The organism is Shewanella sp. 38A_GOM-205m (genome assembly GCF_000518445.1).
GTDB classification, from domain to species: Bacteria; Pseudomonadota; Gammaproteobacteria; order Enterobacterales; family Shewanellaceae; genus Shewanella; species Shewanella algae.
Genome location: NZ_JADP01000007.1, coordinates 52,393 through 68,135 on the forward strand (window position 1 = coordinate 52,393; position 15,743 = coordinate 68,135).

Below are 15,743 nucleotides of genomic sequence, written 5' to 3' on the forward strand. Positions count from 1 at the left end.
GGTGGCATTTTTTGTTTAGTAATAAAAACCACTGATTTTCATCGATTAAATTCTAATCGGCAGTCAGAGTCACAGCTTGGAATTTGTTCCGTCGATAAAGTAGGCGTCAGTTAATGTTAATTTGCCCTCATGACGAGCATGGTCCTGCAATGAAAACCATCGGCTTCAAGAAAACCATCACCCTGTCGGTGATCCTCTTAGTTTCTCTGTGTTTGGCACTGTCCAATTTATTTTCTTACCTTACGTTGAAGAGCAATACCGTCGAACAGGTGAACAATAAATTGCAAACCATGGTGCGCTTCGAAGCCGAAGGGATTCAGCATTGGTTTATGAGCAAGGCCAGCAGTATCGATGCGTTAGCGGCGCAATATCGGCGCGGGCAACTCAATGGTGAGTACGTCATGGTGGCCCGGTTAGTTAAAGAAAGTAGTCTTTTATACTCTGTTTTTTGGGGGTTTGAAGATGGTAGCTCCTATGCCAGCGTGGTCGATGATGCGATTTGGCACAATGGCGTTGCCGACCCCAGTCAATATGATCCCCGTCCAAGGGGGTGGTATCAGTTAGCCAGAAAAAGTGATAAGGCGGTATTGACCGATATTTATGTCGATGCGGTTACCGGCAATCCGGTGATCTCTATTGTTACCGATGTGGGAGATGGTGTGTTGTCGGGAGACATTGGCTTGGAGATCCTTGAGGAAACAGTGACCAGCATTGACTTTCCAGGTGCATCGGCGGCCATTGTCGATGAGGTAGGCAAGGTGCTGGCCTCTAATATGGCAGATTTACAGGCGGGTAAGCTGATGAGCCAGCAGGGCTGGGGGCAGATGAAACAAGAGATGGTGATCCAAGATGAGTTCACGTCAGCATATCACGCCACAGGTAAAGATCTGCTGCTCTACAGTCATGCGATTCCGTTATTACAGGGTAAAAAACAATGGTTTCTATTGCTTGGTATCGACCAGGATATTGCCTTTGCCAAGGTCGATGAGGCACTAAAGACGGCCTTGATCAATTCCGGCATCATGTTGCTTGTCAGTAGCCTGCTGGTATTGCTTATCTTAAACTGGCTTTATCGTCCTATTTTGCAGCTAAAACAAGTCATTACCAGCTTGTCGCAGGGCCAGGCGGATCTTACCATGAGACTACCCGTAAATAGCCGTGATGATCTTGGTGATATCGCCGCCGGCGTCAATCGCTTTATTGCGCATCTTGAAGGAATAGTGAAGGAGCTGTATGCCGACTCGCAGGATATAGGGCGGAGTATAGTCGCGCTTGAGGGGCAGATGGAAAGCAATAGCCAAGTGCTGAGCAAGCATGTGCAAGAGACAGAGCAGATAGTGGCCGCCGTTGAAGAGATGAGCGCTACGGCAAATGATGTGGCCAATAATACGTCGCAAGGCTCTCGGGCTGCGACGTTGGCAAGTTCACAGATCAATGATACCAAGCAGATCGTGGCGAATACCCGTGAGACGGTCAAACGATTGATCGAGGATGTTGAGGCGACTGAAAGTAGTATTAGCAATATAGCTCAAGATGCAGCAACGATTACCAAAGTGTTGCAGGTGATTGGTGACATTGCCGATCAGACCAACCTATTGGCATTGAATGCCGCTATTGAGGCTGCAAGGGCAGGCGAGCAAGGACGAGGGTTTGCTGTGGTTGCCGATGAGGTGAGGGCTTTGGCGGCTAGAACCCAATCGAGCACCGCGGAGATAGAATCAACATTGAGTCAGCTGCTCAAGGGAATCGATGCGACGGTCATTACCATGGTGCAAACTAAGGAAACCTGCGAGAAAACCAATCACTGGACCAACAATGTGACAACCAATCTCGATGAGGTGATTCAGTCGGTGGAGACGGTGAGCGATCTTAATACTCAAATTGCCACAGCAGCTGAAGAGCAAAGCATGGTGTCGGCTGAGGTGAGTCGCAATATGGCCGAGATATGCGATATGGTTGTGGTTTTAGAAGATAGTGGTTCGGCGAGTCGTGATGAGACGATTAATTTGTCAGCCTTAAACAAGAAACTGCTGGCAGTGGTGGACAAATTTACCATAGGTTAGCTACACGTTGAGGGAAGCTTCGACTGGCGGCACTACCCTTGAATAGTATCGGGACTTAGCTGGGGAAATCTCTCGGCTAAGTTGCTGACGTTAGCCTTGATCAAAGTGATCAATTGTTGAGTCGCATCAGTTTTGGTATCAGGGTTGAGGTATAACGCCTCGTTAAACACGGGCAAGGGAGGGAGATCATGCTCTATGGGATCGAGGATCTGCATCTTGTCGTTGATCCTGAATTCGGCAATCGGAGCTATGCTCAAATCATTTTCAACCGCCATGCACAAGGCTTGGGGAGAGGGGGTGGAAAGCAGCACATTGATGGGCCGCATCGACAGTTGGTGGTTGGCAAACACCTGAGCTCTGATGGGGCAGTTTTCCGGGTAAAGTGCCATGGGAATCGTTTCCCGTTTATGGGCACTGCCGTTCTTGGCGGCCACCCAATGAAAACGTCGTTCGAACAGGAGCTCTCCCTGCACCGGAGGCTGCCAATGGGTCGCCACTATCAGGTCGAATTCCCCTTGATGCAACCGCTTATACAGATTGCCGCTGACATCTGTGTCTATGACCAACTCAATACAGGTGAACTCACGGACAAATTCCAGCAGGCAGTTGTCCAGATAATAGGTAATATAATCTGTGGGAACGCCAAGGCGAATCACTTCGCGATTCTGGCAGTCTTTCAGCTCATCCAGGGCCTGGGTGTTGAGTTGCATCATCTTATAGGCGTAGTTGAGCAGGGTATTGCCGGATTCGGTCAGCACCACGCCTCGATTGTCTCGGAGCAACAGCGGTTGACCGACACTTTCTTCCAGCTTTTTGATCTGTAAGCTCAATGCCGACGGGGTGCGACAGACTTTTTCTGCAGCCTTGGATAAATTGCCGCATTCGGCCACAGCAATAAAACTCTCGAGCAATTCTATTTTTAACATTGGCTATTGGCGTGACTCATAATGGTATCAGTATTACTCAATATCGCAGTCGCAGAAAGCTTGTTACTATTTTATTGTGAAGTTGGGAGAGTTTGTATTTAAGCTTTGCTCAGGAGTGGCCAATGGGAAAATGGGAACGACGGGGAAACTATTTGGTTGAAGTGGCGCAACGTTGTTTAAGAGGACAGAAGACTTTCGGTTTATGTCGTTCTCATCTTGTTGAAGCCAGTCAAATATCCAAAGGCACTATATATAATCATTTCACTACAGAAGCCGATCTCATGGTGGCAGTAGCTTGCAGTGAATATGAGTATTGGCTCAAGCAGGCCAAACAGGATGAAATACAATATAAAGACCCTCTGGAAAGGTTTATATTTCATCATTGTCAGCGGCTCTATGAAGTCTTGTCGACAAACAAATTTGTCATTGAGCGGATAATGCCGAATCAAGCTCTGTTATTGTTGGCGACCGAGTTTTATCGGCATGGCTGTGAAAGACGTTTCGATGAATATATGCAGTGGAATGCCAAGACCATTTCCGCTGTGGGAGAGGTGCCAGGATTTGATCGGGTCGAGCTGGTGATGAGTTATCTGCGTGGCGCCATGATCAATACCGACGATGCCTGCAAGGCCCACGACGACCCGCAGCTCTATTACCAGTTCAGTTATGCGCTGATCCATCTGATGGGGCACTCAGATAAGCGCAGCCCCTCCAAGCAACAGTTTGCCGCCTGGCTAAGCCGCCAACCCAGTCTGGAGTATGAGCCTGAAGGTCTCAGGCGTGTGGTAAATGGATGACGACCTCAAGCCCACCTTGGACGCGATTGCTTGCCTGGATATTGCCGCCGTGGGCTTGCACTGCGGCATCGGCAATGGCCAATCCCAGCCCCCAACCGCCACTCTCTCTTTCCCTGGCTGAATGCGGTCGATAGAAGGGCTTGAAAATAGCCTCCAACTCAGATTCCTCAATACCCGGGCCGTCGTCAGTAATGCTTATCTCTACCCATGGCCCCTTGGCCTCGGCGCAGATATTTACCTGGGTACGGCAGTAGCGGATGGCGTTGCGCAGCAGGTTTTCAATCGCCCGTGACAGCGGTCTTGGGTAGATGGGCAGCTCCAGCTCTTCCGGTATCTGGATGTTGAGTTCCTTTTGCTGCTGTTCGGCTTCAAATTCGGCATCGTCCAGTACCTGACTCAGTGATTCGGCCAACCCCACCTTCAGCTTGTTGTCCTGTGCCTTGAGCTTCACCCGGGAAAGCTCCAGCAGCTCGGCAATCATTTTTTCCAGTTGGTCGGCCTCATAGGCGATGCGTTCGGCTTCATCTCCGGCCATCCCCTTCTTGCGCGCCAGAGCCAGTGCCAATTGCAGCCTGGTCAACGGAGTTCGCAGCTCATGGGAGATGTCGCTTATCAGTCGCTGCTGATTATTGACCATGGTTTCGATGGCGGCCGCCATACTGTTGAAGGCCTGGGCCAGTTCGCCGATTTCGTCGTGACGTCCGGCCGTGGCATCGTCGACCCGGCTGTTCAATTGCCCCAGCGCCAGGGCGTTAGCGCTCTGTTTCAACGAACGTAGCGGCTTGCCCAGGTGCCAGGCCAACAAACCACAGAGCAACCCTGAAAGCAGAATCGCCAGCGACAATGTCAGTAACTTGTGTTCAATAAAGAAAAAGAACCAAGGCATGGGGTGGTGATCCGGCAACCGGCCATAAAGGGCATAGGGGGTGCCGTTAACCTTAAAATCGAACGGGCCGAATATCAGTTCATCGCGAAACTGGTGTGAAATCGGCGCGTTGGCTTCCTCCGCCATCAACATAAAGCGGCGCATGCCTTTGGACACTCTGTGAGTGTTGATTATCTGTCCCTGCTCATTGACCAGATAGATGCGAATTGGCTTGCCTTCCATGCTGCGTCTGCGCTCCCAATGGTGCAGAAAGCGGCCATTCAACTTGGCCGGTTCCTGTTGCAGCTCATCGGCGACCTGAGACAAGACCTCCCGCAGTTTAGGCGGCATTGGGGCCCTGTCATGGTTTTGCTGCAGCAGCGGCAGCATGCCAACAGCAAGAATGATCAGGCTGCTGCAGAGCCAAAAGCCCAGCAGCAGTTTGATAAAGAGGCGATTGGGCAGGGAAAATGACTTCATCAAGGGATCCAGATATAGCCTTTGCCACGTATGGTCTTGACCCTGGGACGACCGTCGCTGCGTTCCGGCAGTTTCTTGCGCAGGTTGGAAAGGTGCATGTCCAGGCTGCGATCAAAGGGCATCAGTTTTTTGCCAAGCACGGTTTCACTCAGTTCGTCTTTACCTATCAGTTCTCCGGCCTGATTGGCCAGGGTGTAGAGCAGGCTGAACTCAGTGCCGGTCAGCAGCAATAACTGTTCATTGCAATAGGCTTCCTGACGGGCAGAGTCCAGGCTGAGATCGCCTATGGTTTGAATACCGCTCTGGGGAATGTCCTGCGGGGTGATATTGGCGCGGCGTATGATGGCGCGGATCCTGGCTACCAGTTCCCTGTCATTGAAAGGCTTGGGCAGATAGTCGTCTGCGCCTATCTCCAGGCCAACCACTCTGTCTATCTCATCACCGCGGGCGGTAAGCATAAGCACAGGGGTTTGTTTCTTGCCACGCAGTTCCCTGAGCACTTCGAAGCCGTTGAGCTTGGGCAGCATCACATCCAGCAGGATCAGGTCGTAATCATTGGCAATCGCCAGTTCCAGGCCGCTCTGACCATCATGGGCCAGTGTCAGCTCAAAGCCTTCCAGCTCCAGTAATTGCCCCAAGAGTTCGGCCAGGCCCAGGTCATCGTCTATCAATAAAATTCGGCTCATTTATACGCCTCACACAATTTCTCTCTGCCGAGTATACCCGCTTTTGAGTCAACTGCGGTTTAGCTGTGTAAGTCTGGGTAAAGATACGGATCTTCAACCCGGATAACCAAGCTTTACAGTGCTTTACTCAGTTTGAACCCACACTTACACATAGAGGACTAGACTGGAAGACGTCAAATACTTCCCGACCGAGAACGAGGATACTCTTATGAAGACTTCAATCAAAGCAAGCTTGCTGGCCCTGATTGCCGGCACCACTCTGATGGCTGGCGCGGCACAAGCCGGTGACGGCTACGGCGATTGCCCACACCGTGACGGCGACCGTGGTTATCATCACATGAAGGGCGAGCGCGGCTATCACCATATGAAAGGCGGCAAGGGCCATTTCGGCATGTTTGGCCTGCGAGGTCTGGATCTGACCGACGCCCAGAAAACAGAGATCAAGGCGTTGATGGACCAGCACAGAAGCAGCATGTCACGTCCTGACAAGGAAACCCGTGCAGCGCACAGAGCCGAAATGCAGGCACTGATGACCTCAGGCAACTTCGATGAAGCCAAGGCCAAAGAGATTATCGAGCAGCGTCAACAGGTGCGTGAACAACACATGCTGGAGCGGATGAAGCTGCACAACCAGATCTATAACCTGCTGACTCCGGAACAACAAGCCAAGTTCAAGGAGCGTATGGATAGACGTGGTGAGCGCCCTGAGCCTATCCAGGATTAAATCTGCTACTATGGGCTCAGTGACTCCCGACCGCTGAGCCCTTGAATGACAACGACTTCCCGCTACGAGTTTTGGGTTAAATTGGCGAGCCGCGCCGCAGTGGCGACCGCGATTACCCTGATCCTGATAAAACTGGCCGCCTGGCTCTGGTCCGGGTCGGCCAGTATGCTGGCCTCTCTGACCGACTCCTTTGCCGATGCCCTGGCTTCCATAGTCAACTTTATTGCCATTCGCTATGCCTTGGTGCCCGCCGATCAGGAGCACAGGTATGGTCACGGTAAGGCTGAGCCGCTGGCGTCTTTAGCCCAATCGGCCTTTATTATGGGGACGGCATTCCTGCTGCTGTTTCACGGCGGCGAGCGCCTGGTCAACCCCATGCCTTTGACCCATGCCACTTTGGGCGTTGTGGTGTCCATTATTGCCATAGTGCTGACCTTGGCCTTGGTCATGCTGCAGAAACGGGCGCTGGCGGCCACCAAGAGTACAGTGGTCGAGGCCGATGCCCTGCACTATAAGTCAGATCTGTTTCTCAACGGTGCCGTGCTGTTGGCGCTGGTTTTGGCGCAATATGGCTGGTGGTGGGCCGATGGTCTGTTTGCTGTATTGATCGCCCTTTACATAGGTCAACAAGCCTGGTCGCTGGGGTATCGCTCGATTCAGGCCCTACTCGATAGAGAGCTAGACGATGAAACCCGGCTGCGTATTCGGCAATTGGCCGAGCAGGATACTCAAGTGCGTGGCATTCATGACCTGCGTACCCGTCAGGCGGGCAAGACTACCTTTATTCAACTGCATCTGGAGCTGGACAAAGACCTGAGCCTGCAACGGGCCCATGCCATTGCTGTGGCCACAGGCGAGCGGATCCGCGCCGACTTTGACCATGCCGAGGTGATCATTCACCAGGATCCTGTGTAGCGGGCACTGTCATGGCATGGATGCAACAACAGAGGTTGAATCTCGAAGGGGGTGAACTGCACTGTCGGTATTATCCATTAAGCAGTCGTCTGGAACTTGAATGGCAGGGGCAACAGTGTTTTTGTCAGCGCCTCTATGGTTTGCCAAGACGGCAAACCATAGTCTTGAATGGTCAAGACTACCGACTGGAGATCATCTCTTTACCTCTTTGGCGCGCCGAGTTGATTGCAGCCGATGGTTCCAGTTGGCCACTCTTGCCTGAGCGCAGACGCAGGGGACTGATACGTTGGGGCTATTCCCTGAGTTTGGCGATACTACGTCTGGGCGCCAAAATCCTCTCTTAATAACCTGCACCCTTGGGCTTAACTGGGTCATGTACCTATCTTTATGAGGTTTCAGTCCATTGCCAGCTCTTTAAGCTTGCGGGTCAGGGTATTGCGGCCCCATCCCAAGCGTTTGGCGGCTTCCTGTTTGTGGCCCTGGGTATGCTCCAGCGCGGTTTCCAGCAAGATGCGCTCAAACGCGGGTTGGATTTCGGTCAGCAGATCGCTCTCGCCCTGTGACAGGCGCATATCCAGCCACAATTTCAGGGCGTTTTGCCAATCCTGGGATGGGCCGGCACTGCCTTGAGGTGCCTTGGGCTCCTTGAACAGCTCAGGCGGCAGATCCTGAGGGATAATTTCCTGACCCGAGGCCATCACGGTCAACCAGCGGCAGGTATTTTCCAACTGACGCACGTTGCCGGGCCAGGGCAGTTGCTGCAGCTTGGCGGCGGTTTCCGGGGTGAGTATTTTGGCCTCTACCCCAATCTCTTTGGCAGCACTGGCCAGGAAATGGCGCGCCAGCTGTGGAATATCTTCCCGCCGCTGTGATAGCGGTGGCAGATGGATTCGAATCACGTTCAGGCGGTGGAACAAGTCTTCCCGAAAGCCCCCCTTGAGTACCAGTTGTTCCAGGTCCTGATGGGTTGCGGCAATAATCCTGACATCGACCTGCACCGGAGAGTGGCCGCCGACCCGATAGAATTGGCCATCGGCCAGTACCCGCAACAGCCGGGTCTGTACGTCCAGTGGCATATCGCCTATCTCATCGAGAAACAGAGTGCCGCCATTGGCCTGTTCAAACCGCCCCTGACGCACACTGGCGGCGCCGGTGAAGGCACCTTTTTCGTGGCCGAACAGCTCGGATTCGATCAGCTCCTTGGGGATGGCCGCCATATTGAGGGCGATAAAGGGTTTGTCTCTGCGTGGGCTGTGTTTGTGCAGTGCCCCGGCAACCAACTCTTTACCCGTACCGGACTGGCCGTTGATTAGCACACTGATAGATGAGCGCGACAAACGGCCTATGGCGCGAAACACCTCCTGCATTGCGGGGGCTTCGCCGATGATCTCCGGTGCCTTGACCTGAGGCTCGGCCGCTGCAGGAGCCTGCTCTGTGGCATGGTTGAGCGCCCGCTCCACCAGGGCAATCGCCTCATCTATGTCGAAGGGCTTGGGCAGATACTCGAACGCCCCGGCTTGATAGGCGCTGACGGCACTGTCGAGATCTGAATGGGCCGTCATTATGATCACCGGGATATGGGGATAATGCAGGCCGATACGTTCCAGCAAGGTGAGGCCATCGGTTCCCGGCATGCGGATATCCGAGACTATGACCCTGGGCTGGGAGATTTCCAGCGCCTGCCACAGTGACTCGGCGGCGGCAAAGCTGGCGCAGCTGAGTTTGGCGCCTTGCAGTGCCCGTTCCAGCACCCAACGAATTGAACTGTCATCATCGAGGATCCAAACCTGTTCACTCATATTGTTTCCTCTCTTGTTAGCCGCTGTGGTTGTTGATCGGCAATGTCAGGCTGAACTCTGTGTGTCCCGGGGCCGAATCGCAGTCGATACGGCCGCCGTGCAGCCTGGCAATATTGTGGGCGATGGATAGCCCCAGGCCGTTGCCGTCCTTGCGGCCTGTGACCATGGGGTAAAACAGGGTATCCACCAGTTCCGGGGCAATACCCGGGCCGTTGTCTATGATTGACAGCACCAGCACCAACTTGTGTCTCTGGTTGCCTATGGTGACCTGATGGGCAGTGCGGGTGCGGATCATGATATCGCCGCCCTGATGCTCCAAGGCTTGTACTGCATTTTGCACTATGTTGAGGATTGCCTGTTGCAGTTGATCTTCATCCATAGGCAAGTCCGGAATCGAGGGGTCGTAATCCTGGCGCAGATGTATCTGTTGCGGCAGGGTCACACTCACCAGGTTGATCACCTTTTGCAGCACCAGATGGATATTCTGCAGCTTGTGCTGCGATGGTTTCTGCGGCCCCAGCAATCGGTCGACCAGGGCGCGCAACCTGTCGGCCTGCTCTATGATGAGTGTGGTGAACTCCTTGAGCTGCGGCTCGCTGAGCTCGCGGGACAAGAGCTGCGCCGCGCCGCGCAGTCCACCCAGCGGATTTTTGATCTCATGGGCCAGATTGCGCACCAGATATTGAGCCGCCTGCTGCTGGGCGTCCAGGGTCAACTGCTGGTGAATACGCCGCTGCTGATCCACCTGCCTGAGTTCCAACAGGCTCAAGGGTTTGAGCTGTTCTCCCTGCTCCAGAGGGATCAGTGTCATATCCACAGTGTGATGTTGGCCATCCAGGCTGATGAGCTGGGCGGTATTGACCGTCAGCCCCTGACGTTCCAGCACCGCGCTTTGCAGCACTCTGGGTTCAACTCCTATGGCATGCAGATGCTCTGTCAGTACCTGCTCCTGCAACCTGTGGCTGGAGACGCCCAGCAACTGCTCGGCAGCGGCGTTGGCATAGCTGGGGAGCAGGTCACTGTCGATGACCAGAACGGCAGTGGCCAGATGATTGAGCAGGATATTTGTGTCCATTGAGTTTCCCATAGCAGGATTGCACCATAATGGTGCACCAATTCGGTGCAGGCCGCAAGCCAACAACTCTGTGGACTAACTCGAAAAACCAATTATCTAACTTATTGAAATAACGTTAGTTACTTGGCTTTGGGCCTTTCCCGGGTGCCGGGAAGGCGGGTTGCATCAGTCCGGCTTGGTGCAGAAAAATGGTTATGGGACTACTGGATGCAAGGACTTTGCCGTTTTGTTGCACTGCCTTGAGTTGCAGCGTGTGTTCGCCGCGGTCGATATCCTTGAGCTGGAAGAGATTGCTGCGCTGAGCGTCGCTGGAGGAGATGCCATCTATGTAGAGTTGCAGAAAATGACCCGAAGCCAGCTCCGGCTCTACCTCTACCTGAACCTGAAAATCACCGGCGTTATCGCGAATGGTTTCCTCATGCTGTGGTGAAAGTATCTTTAACGCATAGCCGACCTGTTCCACTGTTATGGGATCGGGCAGAGGTTTAGGCGTTTCCAGGCTTATTTGATTCTGGGTCTTGTCGGTGAATTCCACTGCCTGGGCTTGGGGGTTGGGCTCATCGCTGTAATGCACCTTACCATCTTTATCGACCCACTTATAGACAGTCGCCTGGGCAACCAGCGACAGCAATGCCAGGCTGATTATCATCAGAGTACGCATAAAGACTTCCCTTGTTATGCAGTTGTGAACTAGCTTCAGATTAGCCTGTTTATTGGCAAAAATCACTGCCTTTAAAGGCTGGCCTGAAAAACCTGTCGGCTCAGCTCAAGGTCGACCCGGCCGTCCTCCCCCAGTTGGGTCAGCCCCTGGCGCTCAAGGTTCTCCAGCAGCGGCGTTATGGCCTCATGGCCTATGCCATAGTCACTGAGGTGAGTCTTGAGCCCCATGGATTCGAAGAACTGCCGGGTCAGCTCTATGGCTGCATCTATGCGTTGCTCCTCGCTGCCGTCGCAGAGTTGCCAAACCCGCTCGGCATATTGCAGCAGCTTGGCGTGTTTGGCGGCCTTTCTCAGGCGCAGCATAGTCGGCAGCAGTATGGCGAGGGTCACGGCATGATCCAGGCCGTGGCGCACCGTCAGTTCGTGACCCAGCTTATGGGTCGACCAGTCTTGCGGAACACCTGTGCCGATCAGGCCGTTGAGCGCCATAGTGGCGCTGAACATGATATTGGCGCGCACCTGATAGTTTTCGGGCTCTGCCAGCGCCTTGGGGCCTTCCTCTATCAGAGTGAGCAGCAGGCCTTCGGCAAACCTGTCCTGCACTTTGGCATCGACGGGGTAAGTCAGGTACTGCTCGGTCACGTGCACAAAGGCATCCACCACACCGTTGGCAATCTGTGGTTGCGGCAGGCTGAAACTCAGTTGTGGCGCCAGCACAGAGAAGCGGGGAAACACCGAGGGATGACGAAAGGAGCGCTTGAGGCCAAGAGCGCTATTGCTGATCACCGCGCAGTTATTCATCTCTGAGCCTGTGGCCGGCAGGGTCAGCACAGTACCGAGCGGTAGAGCTTGGTCAATGTGGCGACCGTCGGTTTCCAGTATCTCCCAGGGCTCTCCCTGATAGGGCGCTGCGGCGGCAATAAACTTGCCCGCATCTATGATGGAACCGCCGCCGATAGCGAGAATAAAGTCCAGCTTTTGTTGCCTTATCTGCTCTACTGCCTGCAACAGCTGGTGGTAGTCGGGGTTGGGGCTAATGCCGCCGAACTCGGCGCAGATGCGTTGACCCAATACTTGGCTGACCTGGGTCAGGGTGCCATTGCGTTTGGCGCTTTGGCCGCCGTAGAGCAAGAGCACTCTGGCATCCTTGGGTACCAGAGTGTCCAACTGCTCCAGGCTGCTGCGGCCAAAGAGCAGGCGGGTTGGATTGTAAAATTCAAAATCGTACATCTTGGACTCCTGTCAGCTGTGAGCGTTGCCGCTCAGGGCGTAGGGACGTTGCCAGTCGAGCCAGGCATAGAGATGGGCAATATCCTGCAGTACCCAAGTGGGAATCGCTTCAGCTTGTCTTGCTGAAAGCTGCGCTGGCTCATCTGTTGAATCGGGCGCTGGCCCGGACTCGGATTGATGCATCTCTGTTGCCAAGAAGCGCTGACGAAACAGCTGGGGCCAGGCCGCCAGCTGTTGCTCCGCCAGATGCAGCGGCTGCTTTTGCTGCTGGCGTGCCACCAACACCAGGGTGCAGTGCAGCGTCAGCCCAAGCCAGAGAAAACTCTGCCAGTCCTGCAGCTCCCGCTGGCCTGTGTTGGGCTCGAGCTTCAAAAAGCCGACTTCTTGGCCCAGTTGCCTCAGCGCCGCATGGGCTTGCCAACGCAGGGCATTATCGGCTTTACCTGTATTGATACTGGCAAGCCAAGCCCGCTCCAGCTCGATAAAGTGGCATACATAGCTGTCGAGCCAGCGTCGGGTCCAACTGGGAATAAACAGATGCATCGCCAGGAATGCCATCAAAGCGCCGGTAAAGGTGTCCAGCGCCCGGTAGAAGGCGATATAGGGATCGCTCGGCAGTAGCAGGGTGATGGCAAACACCATCAGCATGGTGAGCCAGAACACATGAATCTCATATCTGGCCTTGTAGAAGGTGGCAAAGGCCAGAAAGGCACTCAGGCAGGTGGCCGGTAATAACCAGCTACCTGCCCCCAGAAACCAGATTAGCCCCAGTGCCAACACAGAACCGAGCACAGTGCCATAGAAGCGGCTCCAGATCCTGGCCTGCAACTGCCCGAGCGGCGCCACCATCAGCACTATGTAGGCGGTGAGCGTCACCCAATAACCCTGCGGCAGTTGCAGTAGTTCCACCACTGCCTGACAACACAGCAGAGTGAACAGAATTCTCAGGCCGTGGTGCCATTCCCGCGAGTGTTTCACCAAGGCCTTGCGCCATTGACTGCGAACGCTTTGGGCATCGGAAGGCCAAATAAGCCCCAGGCGTTCGCGCCAGTCGGCTGCCAGCGGTCTTTGGGGATCCAGCGCCAAGGCCAAGCGGTCGGCGGCGTCCAACAGCAGAGGTTGCGGCTTGTCTCCCAAGGGCAGTGGCGTCGGCTCTGTGCCTTGTTCTCTATGGGTCTTGAGTTCGCTGGCAAAATTGGCCAAATACTGCTGCAGTGCCGGGCTGGCGGCATCATTTTGTTGCAGCCTGCCTATGCTCTCCAGAGTTTCTATCAGGATAAGACTCGACTCCAGTTGCCGGGCGATGCGTTGCACTTCGGCTTTATCCGGCATTTCCAGCAGCCAATGGGCCAGCACGGCAATAGCATCATCGAGTTGCTCCCGCAAGGCCAGACGCTGGCCGACATTGGCGACGTCCGAGTGGCTGAGTATATTGCACCAGAAGCCGAATTTGCGCTGCACACTGGCCAGCAGCTGTTCGCCCTGACGTATCGCCATCCAAGGCCCGGCGATGACGGCGCTGATGACAGCCAACCAGCTGCCGAACAGGCTGGAGAGCAACAACATCTTCCAGTCGGTACCCGACTCCAGCAGATGCAGGCCGCAGATCAGGCAAAAGCCGGCGTTGTAGGTCAGCAGCTGAATGTACTTTCTTTGGTTGGAACTGAGGCCATATAACAGGCCTATGGCGCCGAGTACGCTGATCCCCAGCCAAGGGTGGATCAGGCTCAGCAAGGCCAGGGCGCTGCTGATACAGCACAGAAGTGCCGACTTGCTCAACAGCCCGGCACGTTTGGGATAAGCCAGGTTGCGGCCCTGGACGCCGACCAGCCAGGCACAGATCAGGGCGTTGACGCCGCTGGCACTGTCGCCGAGAAACGAAAACAGCAACAGGCCCGCCATCATGGGCAGCCCTATGCGTAAGCCTTCGGGAAGATCGGCACGATCAGGTAGCCATTGCAGCAGGCGCTGGAATAGATTGGATAGATTCACTTTATGTTGCTTAGGCAGCAGAATGGCACAAGAGGGACGCCATTCTACCTCATTTGAGTCTGCTTGAGTGCCGGGTGGATAACAATTTTCCACCCGGTGAATCGGCTCAGTGGGCCAACAGGGCGAAGTGTTGACTGTGGCGCTTGGGATCAAAGCGCCAGACAATGGCCAGCATGCCCAGAGACACAGCCGCGAGCAGCAACCAGGAAAGCGTGAAGCTGCTGGAGCTGTCCTTGAGATAACCCGCCAGCAGAGGCGACAGGGATGCCAGCAGGTAACCTATCCCTTGAACAAAGGCCGTCAGTTGTCCCGCCTGGCTGTAGTCGTCCAGATGATCCAAAGTGACAATCAGACTCAAGGGGAAGAGGCCACCAATGCCTATACCCAGCAGCGCAGCCCATAACCAGGGCTGGGCCAGAGGCATCAAAGCCAGCCCGATAAAACCGCCAATCGTAGACAGGAGCAGCAGCAATAGCAGTGGCCTTCTGTCATGACTGCGAGCCGCCAGCGTCGGCAGCAACAGGCCTGCGACCACTTCCATCAGCGTCAGAAACGCCAGCAATAGCCCTGCCTGAGTGGCTTGCCAGCCCAAGTCGATAAAGAAGGGCGCCAACCAAGCGAGCACACAGGTATAGGATGCTGTGCTCAGGCCAAAGAAAAGCCCCAACAGCCAGGCCCTGGGAATGCGGCTAAAGCTGCCTATGCCCACATTTGGGCTAACTCCCGGTTTTCCTGAAGGCTTCTTTGCTGCTGCCTTATTGAAGCCCTGGGGTTGCAGGCCGTGTTTGCCCCAGAACCAAAATAGCATCGCCGGCAGACTCAACAGAGCCCAGAAGGCCAGCGCCGACTGCCAATGACCAAACCTGTGCTCAAGCCAAGGGCTAATGGCTGCAGCCAGGGCCGCTCCACCCATGATGGCGGTTACGTAAATCCCCATGTAACGCTCAATATGCTGGCTATAGCTGCGCTTGATCATTCCGGGCAGCAGTGCCTGAATAAGGGCGATACCTAAGCCGGCAATGATTGCGGTCAGTAGCAGTTGCAGGCCGCTGCCGGCCCAGAACCGAGCCAGGTTAGCCAAGCCAATCAGTAGCAGCGACAGTAGCAGGGTTTGGCGCTCTCCCAGTCTGGCGGCCAGCTTGGCACCGATAAACATAGCGACTCCCATGGTCATCACGGGCAGCATGGTCAGCAGTGCCAAGGAACTGTAACTGAGGGGCAAGGAAGCCCGGATAGCCTCCAGCAGTGGGCCTATAGCAGCCATGCTGGGGCGCAGGTTGAGGCCGAGAATAATCAAGGTCAGGATCAGCCACACAGGCTGCCATTTTGATGAGCTCATAGTCCATCTCCTTCAAACATGCTGTTGGCGGCATTGGTGTTATCTTTGTCGGCAGACATCTTTAGTCGCGGACTCGCATCGTCCGCGGCTCGGACTGCATTGAGTTGTGGTTCTGTCAGAAACTGCATCATGGTCAATCTCCTTATTTTGCCAAATTCAGTTAAGCCGAACCCTTGGCCCCTTTTTCAGGGG

At 54.6% G+C, this 15,743-nt stretch carries 15 protein-coding genes; 5 read left to right on the forward strand and 10 right to left on the reverse strand.

The annotated features are described in order from the left end of the window. The first annotated feature begins 149 nt into the window (after positions 1 to 149). Positions 150 to 2,063: a methyl-accepting chemotaxis protein gene (locus tag N512_RS0108390; RefSeq protein ID WP_028780028.1), complete on the forward strand. Its 1,914-nt coding sequence runs from the start codon at positions 150 to 152 to the stop codon at positions 2,061 to 2,063. A gap of 32 nt (positions 2,064 to 2,095) precedes the next feature. Here the strand turns inward: N512_RS0108390 and N512_RS0108395 are convergent, their stop codons facing one another. Beyond that, positions 2,096 to 2,989 (reverse strand): LysR family transcriptional regulator, encoded by an 894-nt coding sequence (locus N512_RS0108395; RefSeq protein WP_028780029.1) that lies wholly within the window; start codon positions 2,987 to 2,989, stop codon positions 2,096 to 2,098. A 122-nt stretch (positions 2,990 to 3,111) separates the two neighbouring features. Between N512_RS0108395 and N512_RS0108400 the strand changes: the two genes are divergently transcribed. Continuing rightward, positions 3,112 to 3,786, forward strand: coding sequence for a TetR/AcrR family transcriptional regulator (locus tag N512_RS0108400; RefSeq protein WP_028780030.1), 675 nt, complete (start codon positions 3,112 to 3,114; stop codon positions 3,784 to 3,786). Here N512_RS0108400 and N512_RS0108405 read toward each other — a convergent pair. Together N512_RS0108405 and N512_RS0108410 are read right to left on the reverse strand one after the other, a co-directional pair. After that, a complete protein-coding gene (locus N512_RS0108405) occupies positions 3,764 to 5,131 on the reverse strand; it encodes an ATP-binding protein (RefSeq protein ID WP_037474537.1) in 1,368 nt (455 codons plus the stop codon). The two genes, N512_RS0108400 and N512_RS0108405, sit on opposite strands and share 23 nt — an antisense overlap. Continuing rightward, on the reverse strand, positions 5,131 to 5,817 hold the full coding sequence (locus N512_RS0108410) for a response regulator (protein ID WP_025010769.1): 687 nt from the start codon (positions 5,815 to 5,817) through the stop codon (positions 5,131 to 5,133). The genes N512_RS0108405 and N512_RS0108410 overlap by 1 nt, the downstream gene beginning before the upstream one ends. Before the next feature lie 208 nt (positions 5,818 to 6,025). Here N512_RS0108410 and N512_RS0108415 point away from each other — a divergent pair, with 208 nt between their 5' ends. Genes N512_RS0108415 through N512_RS0108425 form a run of 3 tightly spaced genes read left to right on the forward strand, consistent with a single transcriptional unit; the run spans position 6,026 to position 7,800 of the window. Next, positions 6,026 to 6,541, forward strand: a complete 516-nt coding sequence (locus N512_RS0108415; protein ID WP_025010770.1) for a Spy/CpxP family protein refolding chaperone — start codon at positions 6,026 to 6,028, stop codon at positions 6,539 to 6,541. Between the two features lie 45 nt (positions 6,542 to 6,586). Beyond that, a complete protein-coding gene (gene fieF, locus N512_RS0108420; protein ID WP_028780032.1) occupies positions 6,587 to 7,456 on the forward strand; it encodes a cation efflux pump FieF in 870 nt (289 codons plus the stop codon). Between the two features lie 11 nt (positions 7,457 to 7,467). Continuing rightward, positions 7,468 to 7,800: a hypothetical protein gene (locus N512_RS0108425; RefSeq protein WP_156029127.1), complete on the forward strand. Its 333-nt coding sequence runs from the start codon at positions 7,468 to 7,470 to the stop codon at positions 7,798 to 7,800. 51 nt (positions 7,801 to 7,851) lie between these two features. Here the strand turns inward: N512_RS0108425 and glnG are convergent, their stop codons facing one another. The 7 genes from glnG to N512_RS24770 all read right to left on the reverse strand — a co-directional run bounded on the left by glnG (position 7,852) and on the right by N512_RS24770 (position 15,682). Then, positions 7,852 to 9,255, reverse strand: coding sequence for a nitrogen regulation protein NR(I) (glnG, locus tag N512_RS0108430; RefSeq protein ID WP_028780034.1), 1,404 nt, complete (start codon positions 9,253 to 9,255; stop codon positions 7,852 to 7,854). A 16-nt stretch (positions 9,256 to 9,271) separates the two neighbouring features. Next, positions 9,272 to 10,330, reverse strand: a complete 1,059-nt coding sequence (gene glnL, locus N512_RS0108435) for a nitrogen regulation protein NR(II) (protein WP_025889905.1) — start codon at positions 10,328 to 10,330, stop codon at positions 9,272 to 9,274. Positions 10,331 to 10,445: 115 nt separating this feature from the next. Next, a complete protein-coding gene (locus N512_RS0108440) occupies positions 10,446 to 10,991 on the reverse strand; it encodes a DUF4124 domain-containing protein (RefSeq protein ID WP_028780035.1) in 546 nt (181 codons plus the stop codon). Positions 10,992 to 11,062: 71 nt separating this feature from the next. Next, entirely contained in the window at positions 11,063 to 12,220 is a 1,158-nt protein-coding gene (locus tag N512_RS0108445) for an iron-containing alcohol dehydrogenase (RefSeq protein ID WP_028780036.1), read from the reverse strand. 12 nt (positions 12,221 to 12,232) lie between these two features. Beyond that, positions 12,233 to 14,212 (reverse strand): FUSC family protein, encoded by a 1,980-nt coding sequence (locus N512_RS0108450; protein WP_028780037.1) that lies wholly within the window; start codon positions 14,210 to 14,212, stop codon positions 12,233 to 12,235. A gap of 106 nt (positions 14,213 to 14,318) precedes the next feature. Beyond that, the gene (locus tag N512_RS0108455; RefSeq protein WP_028780038.1) at positions 14,319 to 15,551 is read right to left on the reverse strand and encodes a cyanate transporter; all 1,233 of its coding nucleotides are present in this window, start codon (positions 15,549 to 15,551) and stop codon (positions 14,319 to 14,321) included. Next, entirely contained in the window at positions 15,548 to 15,682 is a 135-nt protein-coding gene (locus N512_RS24770) for a hypothetical protein (RefSeq protein WP_269319536.1), read from the reverse strand. The genes N512_RS0108455 and N512_RS24770 overlap by 4 nt, the downstream gene beginning before the upstream one ends. Positions 15,683 to 15,743 lie beyond the last annotated feature (61 nt).

Bases quoted from the DNA above. Each gene is read 5' to 3' on its own strand.
- N512_RS0108390 (WP_028780028.1), top strand. From the start codon at position 150: ATGAAAACCATCGGCTTCAAGAAAACCATCACCCTGTCGGTGATCCTC.
- N512_RS0108395 (WP_028780029.1), bottom strand. From the start codon at position 2,989: ATGTTAAAAATAGAATTGCTCGAGAGTTTTATTGCTGTGGCCGAATGC.
- N512_RS0108400 (WP_028780030.1), top strand. From the start codon at position 3,112: ATGGGAAAATGGGAACGACGGGGAAACTATTTGGTTGAAGTGGCGCAA.
- N512_RS0108405 (WP_037474537.1), bottom strand. From the start codon at position 5,131: ATGAAGTCATTTTCCCTGCCCAATCGCCTCTTTATCAAACTGCTGCTG.
- N512_RS0108410 (WP_025010769.1), bottom strand. From the start codon at position 5,817: ATGAGCCGAATTTTATTGATAGACGATGACCTGGGCCTGGCCGAACTC.
- N512_RS0108415 (WP_025010770.1), top strand. From the start codon at position 6,026: ATGAAGACTTCAATCAAAGCAAGCTTGCTGGCCCTGATTGCCGGCACC.
- fieF (WP_028780032.1), top strand. From the start codon at position 6,587: ATGACAACGACTTCCCGCTACGAGTTTTGGGTTAAATTGGCGAGCCGC.
- N512_RS0108425 (WP_156029127.1), top strand. From the start codon at position 7,468: ATGGCATGGATGCAACAACAGAGGTTGAATCTCGAAGGGGGTGAACTG.
- glnG (WP_028780034.1), bottom strand. From the start codon at position 9,255: ATGAGTGAACAGGTTTGGATCCTCGATGATGACAGTTCAATTCGTTGG.
- glnL (WP_025889905.1), bottom strand. From the start codon at position 10,330: ATGGACACAAATATCCTGCTCAATCATCTGGCCACTGCCGTTCTGGTC.
- N512_RS0108440 (WP_028780035.1), bottom strand. From the start codon at position 10,991: ATGCGTACTCTGATGATAATCAGCCTGGCATTGCTGTCGCTGGTTGCC.
- N512_RS0108445 (WP_028780036.1), bottom strand. From the start codon at position 12,220: ATGTACGATTTTGAATTTTACAATCCAACCCGCCTGCTCTTTGGCCGC.
- N512_RS0108455 (WP_028780038.1), bottom strand. From the start codon at position 15,551: ATGAGCTCATCAAAATGGCAGCCTGTGTGGCTGATCCTGACCTTGATT.
- N512_RS24770 (WP_269319536.1), bottom strand. From the start codon at position 15,682: ATGATGCAGTTTCTGACAGAACCACAACTCAATGCAGTCCGAGCCGCG.